Source organism: Aureimonas jatrophae (assembly GCF_900104035.1).
Classification (GTDB): domain Bacteria; phylum Pseudomonadota; class Alphaproteobacteria; order Rhizobiales; family Rhizobiaceae; genus Aureimonas; species Aureimonas jatrophae.
In genome coordinates, this window is the sequence record NZ_FNIT01000008.1 from 102,670 (window position 1) to 124,024 (window position 21,355).

Sequence of the window (21,355 nt, forward strand, 5' to 3'; positions counted from 1 at the left end):
CAGCTCAACGCGTCCGGCGGCGAGGGTCCCCCATGCGCATCCTTCTCGTCGAAGACGACCCCGACCTCGCCACATGGCTCAGCCGCAGCCTCGCCCAGCGCGGGTCCGTCGTGGAATGGGAGGATGACGGCCGGCTGGCGGAACGACGGCTGAAGGCGGATCGGTTCGACGCGATCGTCCTGGATCTCGGTCTGCCCTCGCTCGATGGAGCATCGCTCCTGAAGCGGCTCCGTCTGGCCGACGACACAACGCCGACGCTGATCGTCACCGCCCGCGATGATCTGGCGAGGCGGGTCGAACTTCTCCATGCCGGCGCCGACGACTTCCTCGCCAAGCCCTTCGCGGTGGAGGAACTCGAAGCGCGGCTCGTCGCGCTGGTTCGGCGCAGCCATGGGCGGGCGCGGGGCGTCTATCAGTGCGGGTCGCTGGTGTTCGACCAGAATGCCCAGCGCTTCACGCTCGGCCAGGACACGCTGGCGCTGGCGCCCCGCGAGCACGCGATCCTGCGCGAGCTCATCCAGCGCGTCGGCGAGCCCCTCACCAAGCAGCAGCTTCTCGACCGCCTGGTGTCCGCCGACAGCGACCTCCACCTGGAAGCGGTCGAGGTGATGGTGCATCGCCTGCGCCGCAAGCTGGCGGGCGCCAGCGTCCAGATCGTCACGCTGCGCGGGCTGGGCTACTTCCTGGAGGCGACCGAGGGTGCGAACGCCTGACGCGGTTTCCGCGCGGCGGGATGCATCCCGCCCGCTCTGGCTGACGCTCGCCTTGTGGACCGTTCCGGGCCTCGTGTTCCTTCTGGGTGCCGGGCTGTGGCTCTCGGCGGCCTCGCTGCACGACCTGTCCGACAGCGCCTACGACCGTTCGCTGGCCGGCGCGATCCGGGCGATCGATCTCAACGTGTCCACGGAAAGCGGCGGCGTCGGCGTCGAGCTTCCTTACCCGCTGTTCGAAAGCTTTCAGGCGACCGCGTCCGGCGAGGTGTACTACCGCATCTCCACGGACGACGGGTTGGTCCAGATCGGCGACGCCCTGCTGCCGCCGCCCCCCGTCCTGTCGTCCGGCGAGATCCGGTTCTACGACGCGACCTACTTCGATCGACCCATCCGCGTCGCCGCCTTCAGGCGACCGCTGGACCGCCCGCTCTACGGCGCGCCGACCGCGCAGAACATCGTTATCGAGGTCGCCGAGACGACCGGCTCGCGCGAGGCCTTCCGTCGAGACCTCATCCGCCGGGCGGTGTCGCGCGATGCGCTGGCCGTTCTGGTCGCCGCGGCCCTCCTGGCGTTGGGCGTGCGCTTCGCGCTAGCGCCGCTTGCCGCCCTCAAGGAGCGCCTCGACCTGCGGGAGCCGGACGACCGATCCCGTCTCGACGACACCGGGCTGCCGCGTGAGGTGCGCCCGCTCGTCGGCGCGGTGAACGATCTTCTCCAGCGTCACCGCGAACGCGCCGAAAGGCAGCGGCGCTTCATCGACGACGCCTCGCACCAGTTGAAGACGCCGATCGCCGTGCTCCGATCGCAGGTCGACTACGCCGTGCAGGCCGGCGACACCGAAGCGATGCGCCGGACGCTGGAGGCGATGCGGCCCGTCATCGACAGGGCCGGGCGCATGACCACGCAGCTCCTGGCCTTGGCGCGGGCGGAGAATGCGCTGCTGCTCGACCCCTCGCAGGAGGCAGCCGTGGATCTGGCAAAGCTTCTTCGAGACGTCGCGCGGCTTCATCTGGCCGAGGCAAGGCGGGGTCGCATCGACCTGGAGATCGAGGTTCCCGACGAGCCTCTGGTGGCACGGGGGTCCGAAACGCTGTTGTTCGAAGCCGTGAGCAACCTTCTCGACAATGCGCTGCGGGCATCTCGGCGCGATGGCCGCGTCGTTCTTCGCGGCGCCCGCGACGGCGAGGCGGGGTGGCTCGACGTCGCGGTACTGGACGAGGGGCCGGGCATCGAGGCGTCCAGGCTGGAACGCGTCGGGGAACGCTTCGGCGGCGGCGAGGAAGCCATCGAGGGGCCGGGAAGCGAGCGCACGGGCCTCGGTCTCGCGATCGTCGCGGCGATCGCGCGGGCCCACGGCGGCGAGCTTCGCCTGCGCAACCGGACGGCGAGGGGGCTGGCCGCTTCGTTCCGCCTTGCCGAGGCCGTGCCCATGCTGCGGCGCAACTGAAAGCTGCATGAAAGCTAACGGTCGTTAAGGACAGGCATGGGCTGGGAGGCCCGCAACAGTCCTTGGGAGGAATTCTTGACGACGATCCTGATCCGCGCGGCGCTCGCCGCCGGTGCCGCCGCCGCGTCCCTTGCGGCCTTCGCCGCCACGCCCGCCTTCGCCGAGCCCGCCAAGCCCGAGTGCATCGCCCCGGCCCAGCCGGGCGGCGGCTTCGACATCACCTGCAAGCTGGCGCAGGCCGCGCTCAAGGACTCCGGCGCGCTCGAGTCGATGCTGCGCGTGTCCTACATGCCCGGCGGCATCGGCGCGGTTGCCTTCAACACGATCGCCGGTCAGCGCCGCGACGAGCCCGGCACGGTCGTCGCCTTCTCGGCCGGCTCGCTTCTCAATCTCGCGCAGGGCAAGTTCGGGGCGCACACCGCCGCCGACGTGCGCTGGGTCGCCTCGGTCGGCACCGACTACGGCGCCGTCGTGGTGGCGGCGGACTCGCCCTGGACCTCGCTCAAGGACATGATGGAGGCCATCAAGGCCGACCCGTCGAAGGTGATCCTGGGCGCCGGCGGCACGATCGGCAGCCAGGACTGGATGAAGGCCGCGCTCACCGCGCGGGCGGCCGGCATCGATCACAAGACCATGCGCTTCGTCGCCTTCGAGGGCGGCGGCGACTGCGCCACGGCGCTCCAGGGCGGCCACGTCCAGGTCTGCATGAACGACGTCGGCGACAGCCAGGCCGCGATCGACGGCGGTGCGCCGCTGAAGCTCCTTGCGATCTATTCCGCCGACCGGCTGGACGGAAAGCTCGGCAACGTCCAGACCGCCAAGGAGCAGGGCTACGACATCGAATGGCCGATCGTGCGCGGCTTCTATGTCGGACCCGAGGTTTCGGATGCCGACTACCAGTGGTGGACCGACGCCTTCGCCCAGTCGATGCAGGCCCCGGGCTATTCCAAGCTGCTCGCCGACCGGAACCTTCTGCCGCTGCCGATGACGGGCGACACGTTGCGTACCTTCGTCGACGAGCGCGTGACGACCTACAAGGAGCTCGCATCCAGCTTCGGCCTCGTGTCGCAGTAAGGACGGGGCGCCATGAGCAACGACAGAACGCTCGGGGGCCTGGCGGTGCTCATGGCCATCGCCCTCGTCGCCTTCGGATGGGGCCTCGCCGCCCCGTTCGCCTACGAACCCGTCGGCCCCCGCGCCTTTCCCATGCTCACCGCGATCCTGATCGGGGCGTGCGGCATCGTGCTTCTCGTGAAGGGCGGCGGCGAGACCGAACCCAACGCCCCGGGCGTCAACCGGGGCATCCTCGGCATCGCCGCGACGCTTCTGGCCTACGCGCTCCTGTTCCAGCCGCTCGGCTTCGTGATCTCGACCGCCCTGATGAGCCTGACGGTCGCCCGCATCTTCGGCGCGAGTTGGCGCCAGAGCGTCGGGACGGGCATCGTCCTGTCGGTCGGCTCGTTTCTCCTGTTCGATCACGGGCTGGACGTGGTGCTGCCGACGGGCGTCCTGGGGGACCTCCTGTGATGGACACGCTCGGCTTCCTTCTCACCGGCTTCTCGGTCGCCGCGACGCCCCTGAACCTCGCGCTGGCCGCCCTCGGCGCCGTGGTCGGCACCATGGTCGGCGTCCTGCCGGGCCTGGGCCCGGTCAACGCGGTGGCGATGCTGGTGCCCGTCGTCTTCGCTCTCGGGCTGCCGCCCGAGTCCTCGATGATCCTGATGGCCTCGATCTACATCGGCTCGGAATACGGCGGGCGGATCAGCGCCATTCTCATCAACGTGCCGGGCGAGGCCTCGGCGGTCATGACGGCGCTCGAGGGCTATCCCCTGTCGCGACAGGGCAAGGCCGGCATCGCCCTGTCGCTCTCGGCCTGGACGTCCTTCGTCGGCTCGATGCTGGCGACCGTCGGCATCGTCATCGCCGCGCCGGTCCTGTCGCGCTGGGCGCTGGCCTTCGGGCCGGTGGAATACGTGGCGCTGATGGTGTTCGCCTTCGCCTCGCTGGCGGGTCTCCTGTCCGACCAGCCGGTCAAGGCGCTTCTAGCCGTCGGCATCGGCCTAGCGCTCTCCACCGTCGGCATCGATCCGAACTCCGGCGTCTTCCGCTACACGTTCGACATGCCGAACCTCATCGACGGCATCCAGTTCGCGACGATCGTGATCGGCCTCTTCGCGATCTCCGAACTTCTGCTGCTCTACGAGAGCCACCGCGCCGGCATCCCCACGAAGGTCGAGCGCATGGGGCGCAGCCTCTTCAACCTCGCCGAGATGCGCCTCACCAACATGGCGACGCTGCGCGGCTCGGTGATCGGCTTCTTCATCGGCCTCCTGCCGGGCGCCGGCGGCACGGTTGGCTCGGTTCTGGCCTATTCGACCGAGAAGCGCATCGTCGAGCGGCAGGACCCGGCGGGCGCGCGCTTCGGGCGCGGGGACCTGCGCGGTCTCGCCTCGGTGGAGGCCGCCAACAACAGCGCGTCCAACTCCAACTTCATTCCCATGCTGACGCTCGGCATCCCGTCCTCGGGCACGACCGCGATCATGCTCGGGGTCCTCACGCTCTACAACATCACGCCGGGACCGGTGCTCTTCACGAGCCAGCCGGAACTCGTCTGGGGCCTCATCGCCTCGCTCTTCATCGGCAACGTCATGCTGCTGGCCATGAACATTCCCTTCGTCGGCCTGTTCGCCCGCATGCTGTCGGTTCCGGCCTGGACGCTGGTGCCGTTCATCGTGGTGGTGAGCGCGGTGGGCGTTTACTCCGGCAAGTCGGCGGGGTTCGATCTCGTGCTGATGGTCGTGGTGGGCGTGATCGCGTGGTGGCTACGCAAGCTGTCGGTGCCGATGGCGCCGCTGATCCTCGGCTTCGTGCTCGGCAAGATCCTCGAGCAGAACCTGCGCCGCGCGCTGTCGCTTTCGGCCGGCGAGGTCTCGATCCTCTGGTCGAGCTGGATCGCCGTCGTTCTGTGGAGTGCGGCCGCCCTGATGCTGGTGATGCCGATGGTCTTCGCACGCCTTCGACGGTCGAGCGCGCCGCTCGCCATCGATGCCCGGCTGCCGCAGGAATAGGGGACGGGCGCGTGAGCTATCTCAGCGAACTCGAGCCCAGGGAGCCGGCCGGGCGCCGGCTCCGCGAGCGCCTCGCGCAGCCCGGCATCCTCCGGCTGCCGGGAGCCCACAACGGGCTTGCCGCGCTTCAGGCACGGGCGGCGGGCTTCGAGGGCGTGTATCTTTCCGGCGCGGCGATGAGCGCCTCGATGGGGTTGCCCGACCTCGGCATCATGACCGCGAGCGACGTCGCGTTCTTCGTTCGTCAGGTGGCGGGCGCCTCCGGACTTCCGGTGGTGGTGGATGCGGACACCGGCTTCGGCGAGGCGCTGAACGTCATGGCGACGGTGCGGGCGCTGGAAGCGGCGGGGGCGGCGGCGATCCATATCGAGGACCAGATCCTTCCCAAGAAGTGCGTGCACCTTTCGGACAAACGTCTGGCGGCCCCGCACGACATGGCGGCCAAGATCGCGGCAGCGGTCCGCGCGAGAACCGACCTTCTCGTCATCGCGCGGACCGACGCGGTCGCCGGCGAGGGCCTGGACGCGGCGGTCGCGCGCGCCAGGCTGTATCGGGAGGCCGGGGCGGATGCCATCTTCCCGGAGGCGCTGACCGACGCCGCGATGTTCCGGGCCTTTGCCGCCGCGTTGCCGGGCGTGCCGCTCCTCGCCAACATGACCGAGTTCGGCCGAACGCCGCCCTTCACGGCCGCCGAGTTCGAAGACTTCGGCTACGCCATGGTGATCTGGCCGGTCAGCTCGCTGCGCGTGGCCGCCAAGGCGCAGGAGGAGCTCTACGCGACGATGGCGCGGGACGGTGCCGCCACGGCGATGCTGCCGCGCATGCAGACGCGCGCCGAACTCTACGACACGATCGGCTATTTCCGCTATGAGGCGCTCGACGCGCAGATCGCAAGAAGCGCCATCCCGGCCTCCCCAGAAGCGGCGACCGCCACGAGCGCTTCGCAAGAGACGCGCAGGGCCTAAGCCCGGATATCGCTCGCAGGCTCTGGACAACACCGACCGACCCGGTTCTGCTTCGTGGCAGGTCGCATCGGTCGGGAGGATGCAACATGACGGCAAGACATCTCAACGCAAGGCGCGCTCTGCTGGCGGCGACCCTGGTTGCCGCGACCGGCATCGCGACGGCGGCGCACGCTCGAGGGTGCGGCACCGAACAGCCTGCCGGGCGCTACGCCATGGATGTCGCGTCGGGCGGGCAGACCCGAACCGTCGCCTACTACGTTCCGTCGTCCTACGATCCGTCGCGACCCGCCCCTCTGGTGGTGGACTTCCATGGCAGCACCAGCACGGCCGGCGAACAGCTCGACCGAAGCGAGTGGGAGCGGGTGGCCGAGCGCGAGGGCTTCGTCGTGGCGGCGCCGCAGGGTCTGGTTGCGGGCGCCAAGCCCGATACCTTCTCGTGGAGCATTCCAGGCGTCTCCAAGCCCGGCGGTCCCGACGACATGACCTTCATCAAGGACGCGATCGCGGCCGTGAAAACCAAGCTCTGCGTCGACGACGCCCGGGTCTACGGCACCGGGTTCTCGGGCGGAGGGCGCGTCCTGTCGCAGTTCATCTGCGATGGAAACGACGCGTTCGCGGCCGCCGGGTTCGTCGTCGGGCTTCGGGCCGGCTATCCGAAGGAGACCGACGGCCGGTGGGCACCCGACGCGGCGACCTGCAAGCCTGCGCGTCCCATCCCGATCGTCACGATCTCGGGCCTGCGGGACAAGACCAATCCGTTCGAAGGCGGAGGGCAGCCGTACTGGCAGTACGGTGCGCAGGCAGCCCTGGACCGGTGGGTCGAGCTCGACCGGTGCACGGGCGAACCCGCCGTGGCCCAGACCGGCGCGGTCACGAAGACGACCTACGCGTCATGCGCCGGAGCGTCCCGCATCACCTCGTTCGTCATCGCCGACGCGGGCCATACGTGGCCCTCGAGCACCGCGCTCCTCAAGATCCAGCAGGACGTCGGGCCCGTCTCGTTCGATCTGGCCGGCACGGACGAGATCTGGCGCTTCTTTCAGGACGCCGCGGCCCGCTGACCCGGGTCCCATCGCGGCAACCGAACCCTGCCGGCCGCCCGGGCGGCTGGACGTCGGGCGGTGCCGCGCCGACGGATCCTGCGTGAGGTCATGTTATGCCTTCGCGCAGGACACGGTGGCGGCCGCTTTGCGTGCGTCGTCCTGTGCCGGCTTTCGCCCTGGGCTGGCTCGCCTGCGAGGAACGGTTCGCTCCAGGGCGCGTCAGCTGATGCCGGCGTCGACCAGGAACTGGGCGCCGGTGCAGCCGGCCGATGCCTCGGAACCGAGAAACAGCGCCATGTGAGCGACATGGTCGGGCTGGAGGTCGATCGGGAGGGCCTGCGCATTCAGGATCTCCCGTCGCGCTGCCTCGGTTCGCCAGAGCGTCGTCTGGCGTTCGGTCGATACCGCGCCCGGCACGATGCAGTTGACGCGGACACCCGCGGAGCCGAGTTCGCGAGACAAGGTGCGCGTCAGGCCGACGAGAGCGGCCTTCGCCGTGGTGTAGCCGACCATGCCCGGGCGGCCCTTCATCCACGACGTCGAGCTCGTCATGACGATCGAACCCGACCCGCGTGTGCGCATGCCGCCTGCGACCGCTTGCGCCGCGAAGAAGGCGTGGTCGAGGTTGAGGGCGAAGCGTTCGCGCCAGTAGCCGGGTTCGACCGTGTCGAGCGCGTGACGATCGTCGTTGCCCGCGTTGTTCAGCAGAACGTCGATGCGTGTCTCCGCCGCTTCGATCTCCGCCAACGTTTGACGAAGGGCGTCGATGTCGGTCAGGTCGCACGCATGGAAGCGGGCGCCGCTCGCATGCGCGACGAGTGAACCGCGCTCGGCATCGCGATCAAGCAGATGGACGCGCGATCCCTGCGCCCGGAAGGCCTGAACAAGGGCCGCACCGATACCCGACGCGCCGCCCGTGACGACGACGACCCGCTCGCGCAGGTCGCGGTAGAGCGCCAAGGGCTCAGTCGCCACGCTGACGCCCCGCATTGCGAGGGGTCCGGCTGGGACCCGCGCCGATCCCGATCGCGTCCCGCCAGCCTTGGGTCACGAGATCGCTGCGGATGCGCCACCGCATGATGGCGTCGATCAGGGTCGCTCTCGTGGCGGCATGGTCGGGCGCGTTCCACAGATTGTCTCGCTCGCCGGGATCCGCCTCGAGGTCGAAGAGCTGGCCCTCCTCGCTGTCCACGAAGTGGACGAGCTTCCAGCGCCGGTCGCGGATCATGGTCATGAACTCGGTACCGCTGAGGATGCGGTCTCCGGCATGCTCGGAGAAGACCTGCGCGCGACCTGTCGCGGGCGTGTCCGCACCGTCCGCCATCAGCGGCAGAAGCGAGCGCGCCTCCATCCAGCGCGGCACCTCGAGGCCTGCCAGTTCCAGCACCGTCGGACCGAGATCAAAGAGCGAGACGAGATCGTCGAGAACGCCGGCCGACCGGATCCGCCCGGGACCCCAGACGATGGCGGGCACGCGCACGCTTTCCTCGTACATCGTCCACTTCTGCGAATGACCGTGGTCGTTCAGGCAGTCGCCGTGGTCGGAGGTGAAGATGACGACGGTATCCTCCAGGACGCCGCGCCGCTCGAGAGCCGCCAGGAGACGGCCCATCTGCTCGTCGATCATCGAGACGTTGGCGAAGTAATGCTCGCGTTGCCGACGCAGCTGATCCGGCGTCGGGTCGGGCAGGTGAACGACGGCGTCGTGATCGACGGCCATGTGCTGTTCGCGCAGCTTGCGCAGGGCCGCCGGTTGCGCGGCGATCTCCGCCGGATCGACGACGGGCAGCGGCAGGTCGCGGTCGCGGTAGAGCGCCAGATGCTCCGGCGTCGGGTCGTAGGGCGGATGGGGACCGGGGATCCCGACCTGAAGGAAGAAGGGCTCGGCGCCGGCGTAGCGATCCAGCCACATCTCGGCGGTGGCGGGCACGAAGACGTCGGAGTGAAGATCGGGCGGTCCTTCCCAGGTGAAGGCCCCGAGGCTGGTCGCATAATCCTCGCGCCGGCGGTAGGTGACGCGGCTGGGCTTCTCCACTCCGCGTGCGAAGAAGGCCTTGTCCCAGTTGTCGAGATAGAAGGGCAGGCGCTCGGTCGCCCGGTCCTTGTTCTCCACCACATGCCGCTCGTGGAAGCCGAAGGCGTCCTCGAAGGGCGAGGTGTGCATCTTGCCGACGTTCACGCAGCGGTAGCCCGCCTCCGAAAGCTGCTGAACCCAGGTGTGGGTCCAGCTCTCGTCGTTGCGGTAGACGCCGGTCGTGTGCGGATAGAGGCCCGTGAAGAGGCTGGCGCGCGAGGGCGCGCAGGAGGGCGAGGTGCAGAACATATGGCTGAAGCACACGCCCTCGCGCGCCAGTCGGTCGAGAACCGGCGTATGCATGTAGTCAAAGCCCGCCGCCCCGATCGTGTCGTGCCGCTGCTGGTCGGTGATCACGAAGAGGATGTTGGGGCGGCGGGCGGATTCGGGCATCGGGCGCTCTCGAACAGGGGATGTGAGACGGGCCGGTCTCGCGATCGGCCCCTCCGTGCGGTCAGGCCGAGGTGAAGAGGTCGGCCGTGTAGTAGCTGGAGGGCGCCAAAGGCTCCTTCACCTGGCCGAACTCCTGGAACAGGTCGTTGAAGCCCTGGAGCCAGCCGTTGATGGTTCCGTCCTTCGTGAAGGCGTCGAGCTCCGCGCTGGTCAGGAGCTTGCGCGAGCGTGCCACGTTCTCGGTGACCGGCAGCGGCGCTTCCAGGAAGGCGGCGGTGATCTCGATCGTGCGGTCGAGGTTGGCGGCGCGGTAGTCGATCGCCTTCTTCATGACGCGCAGGAAGGCGCGCACCTGGTCGGGGTTCTGATCCACCGTCTCGTTGCGCGCGACGAAGGAGTTGATGAAGGAACGCTCGGGATAGAAGTCCTTGTTGGCGACGAGTTCCTTGAGCTCCGGCTGCTGGCGCTTGATGACGTCGATCAGCGGATACCAGATGCCGGCGGCGTCGATCTGCTTCGAGGCGAAGGCCGCGACCACGGTGGAGGGGTCCATCGGGACGAGATCGATATCGGCCACCGTCATGCCGGCCTTAGCCAGCCCGAGGCGCAGGATCATGTCGCCGGAGGTGCCCTGCGGCACGCCGACCTTGCGACCCTTCAGGTCCGCGAGCGCGTTGATGCCGGGCTGCGCGATCACGCGGTCCGAGAACCCGATGTCGTTGACGCCGACGACCTTGGCGCGGCCGCTCGCCGGCAGCCAGAGCGCGCCGGGGCCGATCGTGCCGAAGTCGAGGCTTCCGGCCCCCATGGCCTGGATCTGGATCGGGCCGTTGGTGAAGACCTTGGTGTCGGCATCGACCCCTTCCGCCTCCCACAGGCCCTGGTCCTTGGCGATGGCGAGGACGCTCGCGTTGGGAAAGTCGGCGATGTAGCCGATGCGCAGCGTGGACCCTTGCGCCCGGGCGCGACCGAGGAGGCCGGGGGCGGCGAGGCCCGTGCCGAGCGCGGCGGTGCCGGCGAGAAAGGTGCGTCTGTCGAGCATGGCGGTTCCTCCGTTTGTTGTGTTCTGATCAGTGCGCGGCGGCCGGGTGATAGACGGCGCGCCAGACCTCGTTGCGCAGGGCCGAGAAGGCCGGCGAGAGACGGACCTCCTCGTTGCGCGGATAGGGAAGATCGACGGGAACGATGCGGTCGAGACGTCCGGGACGCGCCGCCATGACCACGACGCGGTTGGCCAGGTAGACCGCCTCGTCGACGTCGTGCGTGATAAACAGGACGGTGCGCCGCTCCTGGCTCCAGGTCGACAGCAACTGGTCCTGCAACTGCACCCGCGTCAGCGCGTCCAGCGCGCCGAAGGGCTCGTCCATCAAAAGGATCTTGGGGTTCACGGCATAGGCGCGCGCGATGGCGCATCGCTGCTTCATGCCGCCCGACAGGGTCTTGGGCAGCGCGTCGGCAAAGTCCGACAGGCCCACCAACGCGATGAAGCGGTCGGCGATCCGTCGCCGCTCGGCGCGGTCTACCTTGGCGATCTGGAGGCCGAACTCGACGTTCTCGCGCACCGTCAGCCATGGAAACAGTGCATATTGCTGGAAGATCACGCCGCGCTCGGGACCGGGACCCTCGACCGGCGCGCCGTCCACCAGAACGCGCCCGCTGGAGGGCGCGAGCAGACCCGCGGCGATGCTCATCGCCGTCGACTTGCCGCAACCCGACGGCCCGACCACGGTCACGAACTCGCCGTCCGCGATGTCGAGCGAGAGGCGGTCGAGCGCGGTGAAGGCGGTCCGGCCCCCCACCGTGAACTGGCGCGACACGTCCTGGAAGGAGATCTTCGGGCTCATGCCTTTTCCTGCCAGGCGGTGAGGCGACGGTCCGCCGCGATGACGATGCGATCCATGACGAGGCCGAGGAGCCCGATCGTGATGAGGCTGACGAAGATCACCGGCAGGTCGTAGTAGAGCTGGCCCTGCTGCATGCGGAAGCCGAGGCCCGACTGCGCGGCGATGAGCTCGGCCGCGACCACGGTCGCCCAGGCCGAGCCGAGACCGATGCGCACGCCCACCATGATGAAGGGCGTCGAGGCCGGGATCACGACGCGCCGGAAGATCGTTGCGTCGCGCGCGCCAAGGACCCGCGCGGCGTTGATCAGGGTGCGGTCGACACTGACGACGCCCTGGAAGGTCGCGACGACGCTGGTGAGGAAGGCCGCGAGGAAGATCACGAAGACCTTGGGAACCTCGCCGATCCCCATGGTGACGATGGCGAGCGGGATGATGGCGAGCGGCGGGATGGTGCGGAAGAACTGGACATAGGGCTCGATCAGGGCGCGCGCGGTCGGGTACCAGCCCATCAGGAAGCCGACGGGGATCGCCAGCGCGACGCCGAGAAGGAAGCCCGAAAGAACACGCGCGAGGCTGGCCAGCGCGTCCCGCAGGAGCTGGCCGCTTTCGATCGAGGCCGCGGCCTGCCGCAGGACCTCGACCGGTGTCGGAAGCCCGACCGCACCGAGCCGGACGGCCCCGTCCCAGATCAGAAGGCCGGCTGCGAGCGCCAGGATGTTGAGAAGGAGCGTGCGGCCGCCGCGTCGCGCAGGCGGAGCCACGGCCGGGGCCGCATCGTTGGTTCCGGCGACGCTCATGGCGCCGTTCCCGCTTCGCGGCGGATGCAACGGAAGCCCACATGGCCGGCGGCGCTGTCCACCATCTCCGCGTGGCGGGCCGCCGGACGATAGCGCCGGCAGTAGTTCGGCGCGCACATGTGCGACCCTCCCTTCAAGACCTTGCGAGGTATGCGGACGCCCGGCTGGGTAGGGTCGAAGCTTGCGGAAGGATCCGTGACGTGGGGGGCGCTCGCCATGCAGCAGCTTCGCTGAGCTCCCGCCTCGTGCCGGTCGCGCCAGAAGTCGTCGGTCCATTCCCAGACGTTGCCGATGGTATCGACGAGACCGAAGCCGTTGGCTGGATAGCGTCCGACCGGGCTCGTGCCGAACTCGGCCGCCGAGTTCGCCGCCCGAAACGGAAAGGGCCCGTCCCAGGTATTGGCCATGCGTCGTCCGCCGGGAGTGAGTTCGGAGCCCTCCCAGCCGAACTCGGCGCCTTCCAGTCCGCCACGCGCGGCGAACTCCCATTCCGCCTCGGTGGGCAGAACGCAACCGGCCCAGGCGGCGAACGCCGCAGCGTCGGCATGCGCGACATGCACGACCGGATGATCCGCTTGCGCCTCCTCTAACGGATGAACACCGTCCGGTCGGCGCCAGGACGCGCCCGGCTGAAAACGCCACCAGCGGCCGCGCGCCCGCGGATCGGCGGGACCGGCCGGCGGGTCGAAGACGATCGAACCGGCTTGGAGCAAGCTCGGGTCGGCGCCCGGATAGGCGGCCGGATCGGGATCGCGTTCGGCGACGGTCCGGTAGCCCGTCGCCTCCACGAAGGCGGCGAACCGGCGGTTGGTGACCGGGGCGCGGTCCATGAAGAAGCCGTCCACCCGCACCCGGCGGACCGTACCCTCCTCGGGATAGTGCCGTTCGGAGCCCATCAGGAACGGGCCGCCCCTGATCCAGATCATGTCCGAAGCGGCAGTGGCGTCGGCGTAAGGGGCGAGAACGGCGCTCATCGCGTCGCGGCCTCCCGGTCGCGCGTGCGCAGGTTCGACTCGATCAGCCACTCGCGCATGGCGTCGAGGAGTTCGCGCTTCACCCCCTCGCAGGCCGGGTCGTTCCACCGGTTGCGGACCTCGCCGGGATCGTCCTCGAGGTCGAAGAGCTGGCCCTCGGCGGAGCCCTTGAAGTGGACGAGCTTCCAGCGCTCGGAGCGGATGCCGGTGATGAACTCCACGCCTCCCATCGCGACGTCCCCGGCCTGCTCGCAGAAGACGAAGCGGCGGGGCTCCCAATGCTCGCCTGCCTCCAGCGCCGGCAGGAGGCTGCGCGCTTCGAAGTCGGCGGGAACGGCGAGACCGGCGAGTTCCAGGATCGTCGGACCGAGGTCGAACCACTGGCACTGGCCGTCCACGGTGCGACCGGCCTCGAAGCGACCCGCGCTCGACCAGACGACGAGCGGCACGCGCGTGACGGCGTCGTACATCGACCATTTCTGGATCAGACCGTGCTCGCCCAGGCACTCGCCGTGGTCGGACGTGAAGATCACGACCGCGTCCTCGAGATAGCCACGCGCTTCCAGCGCCTGCAGGAGCTCGCCGATCTTCTCGTCGATCAGGGTGACGTTGCCGAGATAATGCGCCCAGAGCCGACGCATCTGCTCGGGCGTCGGGTCGAGGCTCCAGACCACGGAGTCGTGGTCGACGGCGACGTCGTGCGCGCGCTTCTCCTGCAGCATGGGGTGGAGCGTCGCGAGTTCCTCGGCCGAGGCGCGGGTGTCGGGAAGATCGTCGCGCTGCTCGAAGGTCTGCGAGTAGCGGGCGGGCGGGTCGAAGGGGGGATGGGGCCCGGGAAAGCCGACCTGGAGGAAGAGCGGCTCGGTGGGGGGGTGGGTGTTGACCCACCATTTGGCGAAGTTGCCGACGAAGCTGTCGGAATGGAGCGCCTCGGGCAGCTCCCAGTCGAAGCAGCCGAGGCTTTCGCGGTAGTCGGGGCGCGTGCGGTAGGTCTCGCGCTGCTGCTTCACGAGGCCGTTGGCGGCGAGCGCCTTGTCCCATTCGTCGAAGTACCAGCGCCCCTCGAGATAGCGATCCTTGTTCTCGACGACGTAGCGCTCGTTGAAGCCCGCATCCGCATCGTAGGGGATGGTGTGCATCTTGCCGACATTGACGCAGCGATAGCCGCTGTCGCGCAGACGCTCGACCCAGGTGTGCTGCCAGCGTTGCCCGTTGGCGAGGATGCCGGTGGTATGGGGATAGTAGCCGGTGAAGAGGCTTGCGCGCGAGGGCACGCAGCTCGGCGCCGTGACGTGGCACTGCGAGAACACGGTGCCGCTCTCGACGAGGCGGTCGAGATTGGGCGTCACCGCATAGGGAAAGCCGAGCGCGGCGATCGTGTCGTAGCGCTGCTGGTCGGTGACGATCAGGATGATGTTGGGGCGTTGCGCCACGGTGTCGGGGTCCTGCTGCACTGGGATCGGTCGTCGGGAGGGGCGAGCTTCAGGCGGGCGTCGATTCGTCCTCGTCCGCATCCAGTCTCAAGGCGAGGAAGCGTTCGGTCAGGGTGTCGATATGGCTCTCCATCGCCGTGCGGGCGGTGGTCGGCAGGCGGCGGCACAGGGCGCGGTGGATGACGCGGTGCTCCGCGATGGACTGGCGCCGGTTGGCGACGGAGCGGGTGCGGGCGTACCAGCGATCCCACATCGGACCCTGCCGCATCTGCCAGAGTTGCTCGACATAGGTTTCGTAGAGCGCGCTTCCCGCCGCCTCCGCGATCAGCGCATGGAAGGCGGTATCGGCCTTGTCGAAGCGAGCCGTGTCGTTCACGGCACGAGCCATATCCTCGATCGCCGCGCCGATCGCATCCAGCACGCTGGCGTCGGCCCGTGCGGCAGCGCGCGCCGCCGTCTCGCCCTCGATGAGCCGTCGTGCATCGAGCACGTCCCAGGGACCGTCGATCTGCGGCGGCTGGAAGAGGCTCGCCTTCTCGCCCTGCGGGTTTGGCGGCAGGACGAAGACGCCCGAGCCAATTCTGATCTCGACATGGCCCGTGAGTTCGAGCGCCAGCATTGCCTCGCGAACCGTCGCGCGGCTCACCTCGAACCGGATCGCAAGCTCGCGTTCCGGAGGCAGGCGATCACCGGCCGCGTGACGGCCCGAGACGATGTCCTCGACCAACGCGCGGGCGATCTGCTGGTAGCGCCGCCTGCCGATCCCCTCTGCCAAGAGCGCCTCCCAACGCCGGATTGGCCGGACCATAGCGCGCCGAATCCAAAATTGGCTAGACCAATTTTGGAAGTACTCGTTCGATGTCGCCCTGCAAACGCATAGGGTCGGGTGGAACCGCGGCACGGCGGCAAAAGCAGCGTTGGCGGACGCTATCGATGGGGCTCTCGTCCGGGACCGCTCGGCGCCGTGAAACGGGATCGAGGCCAGGTGGGGCTCGCAAAAGCGGCCGTCAGCCACCACGCTCCCTTGCGCGAGGGCAGGCGGGATGGTTTGAGGCGGGTCGCGCCGCGCCCACACCTGGAATACTGGCATGATCCGCTTCGAGAATATCGGCAAGCAAAACGGCAAGCAGATCGTCTTCATCGAAGCGTCGGCGGCGTTGCAGCGTGGCGAGAAGATCGGCCTCGTCGGGCCGAACGGCGCGGGGAAGACGACGCTGTTTCGCATGGTCACCGGCCAGGAACTGCCCGACGAGGGGCAGATCTCGGTCGATCGCGGCGTGCGCATCGGCTACTTCAGTCAGGATGTCGGCGAAATGGCGGGCCGCAGCGCCGTGGCCGAGGTCATGGACGGCGTCGGTCCGGTGAGCGCGCTGGCCGCCGAGATGGCGGAACTGGAGGCGGCCATGGCCGATCCGGATCGTGCCGACGAGATGGACGGGATCATCACCCGCTACGGCGAGGTGCAGGGCCGCTTCGACGAGCTCGACGGCTATGCGCTGGACGGGCGGGCTCGAGAGGTGCTGGACGGCCTCGGCTTCAGCCAGACGATGATGGACGGCGACGTGGGCCAGCTGTCGGGTGGCTGGAAGATGCGCGTGGCGCTCGCCAAGATCCTGCTGATGCGCCCCGACATCATGCTCCTCGACGAGCCCTCGAACCACCTCGATCTGGAAAGCCTGATCTGGCTCGAGAGCTTTCTGAAGGGATTCGACGGCGCGGTGCTAATGACCTCGCACGACCGCGAGTTCATGAACCGCATCGTCGGCAAGATCATCGAGATCGACGGCGGCGCGCTGACCACCTACTCCGGCGACTACGAGTTCTACCGGCAGCAGCGCGCCGTCGCCGAGGTGCAGCAGCAGGCGCAGTTCGAGCGCCAGCAGGCGATGCTGGCGAAGGAGATCGCCTTCATCGAGCGCTTCAAGGCGCGCGCCAGCCACGCCGCGCAGGTGCAGAGCCGGGTGAAGAAGCTCGACAAGATCGACCGCGTCGAGCCGCCCAAGCGCCAGCAGACGGTGCGCTTCGAGTTCCAGCCGGCACCGCGCTCGGGCGAGGACGTGGCGACCGTCAAGGGCGTCTCCAAGCGCTATGGCGAGCGCGCCATCTACGAAGGCTTCGACTTCCAGGTCCGGCGCCGCGAGCGCTGGTGCATCATGGGCGTGAACGGGGCGGGCAAGTCGACGCTGCTGAAGCTGATCGCCGGTACGTCCGAACCCGACGCCGGCACGGTGTCGCGCGGGCCCAGCGTCAAGATGGGCTATTTCGCCCAGCATTCGATGGAGGTGCTCGACGGCGAGCACACGGTGCTGCAGTCGCTCGAGAACACCTTTCCGCTGGCGGGCCAGGCCCCCTTGCGCGCGCTCGCCGGCTGTTTCGGCTTCACGGGCGACGAGGTCGAGAAGAAGTGTCGCGTGCTCTCGGGCGGCGAGAAGGCGCGGCTGGTGATGGCGCAGATGCTGTTCGACCCGCCGAACTTCCTCGTCCTCGACGAGCCGACCAACCACCTCGACATCGCCACGAAGCAGATGTTGGTCGAGGCGCTTTCGCGCTTCGAGGGCGCCATGCTCTTCGTCAGCCACGACCGGCACTTCCTGGCCGCCCTGTCCAACCGCGTGCTGGAGCTGACCCCGGAGGGCCCGCACCTCTACGGCGGGGGCTATTCCGAGTATGTCGAGCGCACCGGCCAGGAAGCGCCGGGATTGCGGAACTAGAAGCGCCCGACACGCTCGGGTCGGCGGGGTTTCGGCCGCGCGCCCGCCCGGCGTCAGGATGGCGTGTCGGCCGCGTAGGCCACGGACTTCTGTGCCCGGATCGCTTCGAGCCGGCGGACAAGGGCGGTCTCGATATGCTCGTAGGCCGTGCTGCCGAGCGCGAGACGCAGGGGCGGATGCTGCGTGTCGCCGGCGTCGATCATGGCATCGACGCTTCGCCCGGCATCGCCCTTGATGGCGAAGCTGCCGCTGGCAAGGCCCCGGCGCATGTCGCCCGACGGCGTCGCCTCGTAGACCGCCATCGCCGGAGCCTGATCGAGGCCCGCGCCGAAGTTCGTGGCTGTCGGACCGGGTTCGACGATCACGAAATCGATGTTGAACGGGGCGACCTCCTGCGCGGCGGCCTCGACGAACCCTTCGATGCCCCACTTCGTGGCATGGTAGAGGCCGAAGGCGGGATAGGCGACTTGGCCGCCTTCCGAGGCCACCTGCATGATGCGTCCGCCGCCCTGCGCCCGCAGATGCGGCAGGCTGGCCCGGATCACCTGGATCGATCCGACGAGGTTGGTCGCGACCTGACGCTCGATCTGCTCGTCGCTCACCTCTTCCGCCGCACCGAACAAGCCGTATCCCGCGTTGCTGACCACGACGTCGATCCGCGTTTGTGCCGCGAAGGCCGCGTCGATCGTCTGTCGCACCGCGCCCGCGTCGGTGACGTCGAGCACCACGATCCGGATCCGGTCGCCGTACCGGGTTTCGAGATCCCCGAGCGCCTCCTGCCGCCGGACGGTGGCGACGACCCGGTCGCCTCGCCGCAGCAGCGTCTCCGTCATGATGCGGCCGAGGCCGGAGGATGCTCCCGTGATCAGCCAAGTCTTGGTCATCGTCGTCGTCTCCGTGTGGGGTGATGCGACAGATCTAGCGATCAACGAGCGGTCCAATTAGACGGGACAATCCGCATGACCCGGTGAGAGATCGACACCAATGCGCAGACCCAGCCTGGCTGAACTCTCGGCCTTTGCCGCCGTCGCCCGCCATCGCAGCTTTCGCCAGGCGGCCGATGCGCTCGGCACCTCCCGCTCGGCGCTCAGTCATACGCTGATCGGACTGGAGCAGGCGCTCGGGGTCCGCCTTCTCAACCGCACGACCCGCAGCGTCTCGCCGACCGAGGCCGGCGAAACGCTCCTGCATCGGCTCGTGCCCGTGCTGCGCGATCTGGATGAAGCGTTGGACGCCGTCGTGGGCGAGGCCGGCGCCGTCGGCGGCACGCTGCGGATCAACTGCGGGACCGCCGCTGCGGAGGTGCTGCTGCGCTTGGTCGTGCCGACCTTCGCCGAGCAATACCCCGGCGTCGCGTTGGATCTCGTCACCGACGGGCGCCTGGTGGATGTGGTCGAGGCCGGGTTCGATGCGGGCGTTCGCCTTCGGGAGTCCGTGCCCCAGGACATGATCGCCATCCCGTTCGGTGGGGATGCCCGCTTCCTTGCGGTCGCGGCGCCGGCCTATCTTGCGCGTCACGGAACGCCACTCGTGCCGGACGACCTGCGGGAGCACCGCTGCATCCGCCACCGGATGCCCAGCGGCAAGCTCTACCGCTGGGAGTTCGAGAAGCATGGCGAGGCGATCGTCGTCGACGTGCCCGGCCGCCTCACGCTGGACGACCACCGCCTTATGGCCGGTGCGGCAGCCGACGGGCTCGGGATCGCCTTCGTCGCGGAGTCCTTTGCGCAGCCCGAATTGCGAACGGGCCGGCTCGTCGCGCTGCTGGAGGACTGGTGCCCGGCGTTCCCGGGCCTCTGCCTTTATTATCCCGGGCGCCGGCACGTCCCGGCCGCGCTGCGGGCCTTTATCGACGTCCTGAAGGCTCACCCGTTCCGCTGACGGATACACGATGCCTTCGGATCCACCCCGCCACGGATCCCGGCCGGACGCCGAACTCGCCCGTCACCGGCCCGCTTGAGCGGATGCCGCGAAGGCCTCCCGGGCGGACAGCACGGCCTGCCGGTGTTCCGCAGCCCATGCGAGGAGCCCGCCGAGATGGGGCTCCAGCGACCGCCCGAGCGCGGAGATCTCGTAGACGACGGCGACCGGCGCGGTACTGACGACCTTGCGCGTGATGAAGCCGTTCGCCTCCAGGCGGCGAAGGCACTGGGTCAGGGACTTTTGCGTCGCCCCCTTGTTGGCGCGCCGCAACGCATTGAACCGCATGGGGCCGCCGCAAAGGGCGTTGAGGACGAGCAGCGTCCATTTGCTCGTGATCTCCTCCAGCACCAAGCGGTTGAGTTCGAGCTCGTCGGGGGACGTCGACATGGAAGGGATACTCCGGGCGACCAAGTAGCTTGTTGGTACCTAATTGCTTTCAGGTTTCATATCTATACCTAGTCGGCTCCCAACGTAAGGGAGACCACGATGACCCATTCGATCAAGAGCGCGACCGCCGAGACGGCTGTTCGAGGTGAAAACCGGACCGTCCTCGTGTTCGGGGCGACCGGACAGCAAGGCGGCGCCGTGGCGTCCGAGCTTCTGTCTCGGGGCTGGTCCGTCCGCGCGCTCGTTCGCGATCCCTCCGCCGAGACGGCGAAGCGGCTCGGCGATCTCGGCACGACCGTTGTCGCCGGCGACCTGGCCGATGCAGCATCGGTCCGGTCCGCCATGCGAGGCGCCTATGGCGTGTTCAGCGTCCAGCCGAGTTCAGGGCAGGGGGCTGCCTACGGCGTCACCGACGAACAGGAGGTCCGCTACGGCAAGACGGTGGCGGATCTGGCGCTGGCGGAAGGGGTCCGGCATCTCGTCTACACCTCGATCGCGGTGTCCGGCGCGGGCCCGACCGGGATGGGGCACTTCGACAGCAAGATGGATATCGAGAACCACGTCCGCGGCCTCGACCTGTGCAGCACGATCGTGCGCCCGACAACGTTCATGGAGCTGCTTCTGCTTCCCGGCATGGGTCTCGATCAGGGCGCCTACACCTTCTTCCTGCGACCGGACCAGACAGGCCAGATCATCGCCGTCCGGGATATCGGCCGGATCGTCGCCGCGGTGTTTGCCGATGCGGAGCGGTTTGCCGGGAGGACCATCGAGATCGCGGGCGACGAGGTGACGGGGCGGACGCTAGGCGAGGCGCTGGCGCGCGCCGCAGGGCGGCCGATCGCATACCAGCGCTTTCCCGACGCGCTGCTGGCGGACAATGCCTTCCTGGGAAGGATCGCAAGCCTCATGGACGAGGGGCGCCTTGGCGCTAATGCGGACATCAGCGGGCTCGAACGGGAGTTTGGGGCGCTGACCCGGTTTCCGGAATGGCTCGCCGGTCCCGGCCAACCGCTTCTGCGCGCCGCGATGGAGACCGAGCGCGCCACTATCGCCCTGCGCTAGACCGCCGCTCTGACAGGCGAAGCCGATCGCGTGTTCGGACCGGATCCACGGCAACCGCGATCGGATCGCCCCTTTGCGGTCCGACCGAAGGCGTGAGAAGCGGTCGGCATCCGCTTCAAGGAGATCGCAGGCGGTTGGCTCGCGTTCTTCGACCTCGCCGCTCGGATTGACCGGATCGATCCATCGGCGGCCTTCCGGCTCGTTGTGATCTGCCTGCGTTGGCGACCGGGTTGTTCGATACGGCGGATCACCGATCTGTCCGCAGGTCATCAAACCGTCCGCCTTGCACCGGTCTTCACACCGCCCGCCATCTGCTCGTGAGGTTGGCGCTATCGGCCGGTGCGCCTGGGGCGAGGTTTGCGGCGTTGCCTCGTTCGCTACTCTGCAAAGACAGTTAAGACAATCGGATTGCTTCAGGGATCGTTATCCAACTCCGCAAGGACATCGTCAGGCAGGCAGGTCTTTCCTATCGATGATAGTCGTTGATCTAATTTTTCAGAAAAACCGATCATCAACCAACA

At 68.6% G+C, this 21,355-nt stretch carries 19 protein-coding genes and 1 pseudogene; 10 read left to right on the forward strand and 10 right to left on the reverse strand.

Features of this window, described 5'->3' with window-relative positions:
- Positions 1–32: 32 nt before the first annotated feature.
- The 7 genes from BLQ76_RS16550 to BLQ76_RS16580 all read left to right on the forward strand — a co-directional run bounded on the left by BLQ76_RS16550 (position 33) and on the right by BLQ76_RS16580 (position 7,254).
- Complete coding sequence (locus tag BLQ76_RS16550; RefSeq protein ID WP_090675560.1) at positions 33–713, forward strand: response regulator; 681 nt, start codon at positions 33–35, stop codon at positions 711–713.
- Complete coding sequence (locus tag BLQ76_RS16555) at positions 700–2,160, forward strand: sensor histidine kinase (RefSeq protein ID WP_090675562.1); 1,461 nt, start codon at positions 700–702, stop codon at positions 2,158–2,160. Before BLQ76_RS16550 ends, BLQ76_RS16555 begins: the two co-directional genes overlap by 14 nt.
- Before the next feature lie 75 nt (positions 2,161–2,235).
- Positions 2,236–3,234, forward strand: coding sequence for a Bug family tripartite tricarboxylate transporter substrate binding protein (locus BLQ76_RS16560; protein ID WP_090675772.1), 999 nt, complete (start codon positions 2,236–2,238; stop codon positions 3,232–3,234).
- A 12-nt stretch (positions 3,235–3,246) separates the two neighbouring features.
- Positions 3,247–3,687, forward strand: coding sequence for a tripartite tricarboxylate transporter TctB family protein (locus BLQ76_RS16565; RefSeq protein WP_090675564.1), 441 nt, complete (start codon positions 3,247–3,249; stop codon positions 3,685–3,687).
- On the forward strand, positions 3,687–5,228 hold the full coding sequence (locus BLQ76_RS16570) for a tripartite tricarboxylate transporter permease (RefSeq protein ID WP_090675567.1): 1,542 nt from the start codon (positions 3,687–3,689) through the stop codon (positions 5,226–5,228). Before BLQ76_RS16565 ends, BLQ76_RS16570 begins: the two co-directional genes overlap by 1 nt.
- An 11-nt stretch (positions 5,229–5,239) precedes the next feature.
- Entirely contained in the window at positions 5,240–6,193 is a 954-nt protein-coding gene (gene prpB / locus BLQ76_RS16575) for a methylisocitrate lyase (protein WP_090675569.1), read from the forward strand.
- An 86-nt stretch (positions 6,194–6,279) separates the two neighbouring features.
- Positions 6,280–7,254, forward strand: a complete 975-nt coding sequence (locus tag BLQ76_RS16580; protein ID WP_090675571.1) for an extracellular catalytic domain type 1 short-chain-length polyhydroxyalkanoate depolymerase — start codon at positions 6,280–6,282, stop codon at positions 7,252–7,254.
- Positions 7,255–7,455: 201 nt separating this feature from the next.
- Here the strand turns inward: BLQ76_RS16580 and BLQ76_RS16585 are convergent, their stop codons facing one another.
- From BLQ76_RS16585 to BLQ76_RS21780, 8 genes and pseudogenes are all read right to left on the reverse strand, one after another.
- Positions 7,456–8,226 (reverse strand): SDR family NAD(P)-dependent oxidoreductase, encoded by a 771-nt coding sequence (locus BLQ76_RS16585; RefSeq protein ID WP_090675573.1) that lies wholly within the window; start codon positions 8,224–8,226, stop codon positions 7,456–7,458.
- Positions 8,201–9,703, reverse strand: coding sequence for a sulfatase family protein (locus BLQ76_RS16590; RefSeq protein WP_090675575.1), 1,503 nt, complete (start codon positions 9,701–9,703; stop codon positions 8,201–8,203). Before BLQ76_RS16590 ends, BLQ76_RS16585 begins: the two co-directional genes overlap by 26 nt.
- Positions 9,704–9,764: 61 nt before the next feature.
- Positions 9,765–10,745: an aliphatic sulfonate ABC transporter substrate-binding protein gene (locus tag BLQ76_RS16595; RefSeq protein ID WP_090675577.1), complete on the reverse strand. Its 981-nt coding sequence runs from the start codon at positions 10,743–10,745 to the stop codon at positions 9,765–9,767.
- A gap of 9 nt (positions 10,746–10,754) precedes the next feature.
- Positions 10,755–11,547: pseudogene (locus tag BLQ76_RS16600) on the reverse strand (ABC transporter ATP-binding protein); the annotation flags it as partial.
- Positions 11,544–12,344 (reverse strand): ABC transporter permease, encoded by an 801-nt coding sequence (locus BLQ76_RS16605; RefSeq protein ID WP_090675583.1) that lies wholly within the window; start codon positions 12,342–12,344, stop codon positions 11,544–11,546. The gene BLQ76_RS16605 and the pseudogene BLQ76_RS16600, both read right to left, overlap by 4 nt.
- Positions 12,341–13,318, reverse strand: coding sequence for a formylglycine-generating enzyme family protein (locus BLQ76_RS16610; protein ID WP_244519688.1), 978 nt, complete (start codon positions 13,316–13,318; stop codon positions 12,341–12,343). Before BLQ76_RS16610 ends, BLQ76_RS16605 begins: the two co-directional genes overlap by 4 nt.
- Entirely contained in the window at positions 13,315–14,751 is a 1,437-nt protein-coding gene (locus BLQ76_RS16615) for a sulfatase family protein (protein WP_090675777.1), read from the reverse strand. The genes BLQ76_RS16610 and BLQ76_RS16615 overlap by 4 nt, the downstream gene beginning before the upstream one ends.
- Before the next feature lie 49 nt (positions 14,752–14,800).
- Positions 14,801–15,526: a FadR/GntR family transcriptional regulator gene (locus BLQ76_RS21780; RefSeq protein ID WP_170842627.1), complete on the reverse strand. Its 726-nt coding sequence runs from the start codon at positions 15,524–15,526 to the stop codon at positions 14,801–14,803.
- Between the two features lie 313 nt (positions 15,527–15,839).
- Here BLQ76_RS21780 and BLQ76_RS16625 point away from each other — a divergent pair, with 313 nt between their 5' ends.
- Complete coding sequence (locus tag BLQ76_RS16625) at positions 15,840–17,462, forward strand: ABC-F family ATP-binding cassette domain-containing protein (protein WP_090675586.1); 1,623 nt, start codon at positions 15,840–15,842, stop codon at positions 17,460–17,462.
- Positions 17,463–17,515: 53 nt separating this feature from the next.
- Here BLQ76_RS16625 and BLQ76_RS16630 read toward each other — a convergent pair whose 3' ends face one another.
- Positions 17,516–18,346 (reverse strand): SDR family oxidoreductase, encoded by an 831-nt coding sequence (locus BLQ76_RS16630; RefSeq protein ID WP_090675588.1) that lies wholly within the window; start codon positions 18,344–18,346, stop codon positions 17,516–17,518.
- Positions 18,347–18,446: 100 nt separating this feature from the next.
- On the opposite strand from BLQ76_RS16630, the gene BLQ76_RS16635 reads away from it, so the two are divergent.
- A complete protein-coding gene (locus BLQ76_RS16635; RefSeq protein ID WP_090675590.1) occupies positions 18,447–19,343 on the forward strand; it encodes a LysR family transcriptional regulator in 897 nt (298 codons plus the stop codon).
- 63 nt (positions 19,344–19,406) lie between these two features.
- Here BLQ76_RS16635 and BLQ76_RS16640 read toward each other — a convergent pair whose 3' ends face one another.
- Positions 19,407–19,772 (reverse strand): winged helix-turn-helix transcriptional regulator, encoded by a 366-nt coding sequence (locus tag BLQ76_RS16640; RefSeq protein ID WP_090675593.1) that lies wholly within the window; start codon positions 19,770–19,772, stop codon positions 19,407–19,409.
- A gap of 99 nt (positions 19,773–19,871) precedes the next feature.
- Between BLQ76_RS16640 and BLQ76_RS16645 the strand changes: the two genes are divergently transcribed.
- Positions 19,872–20,834 carry an NmrA/HSCARG family protein gene (locus BLQ76_RS16645; protein ID WP_090675595.1) on the forward strand — a complete coding sequence of 321 codons (963 nt, stop codon included), beginning with the start codon at positions 19,872–19,874 and terminating at the stop codon, positions 20,832–20,834.
- Positions 20,835–21,355: the final 521 nt, after the last annotated feature.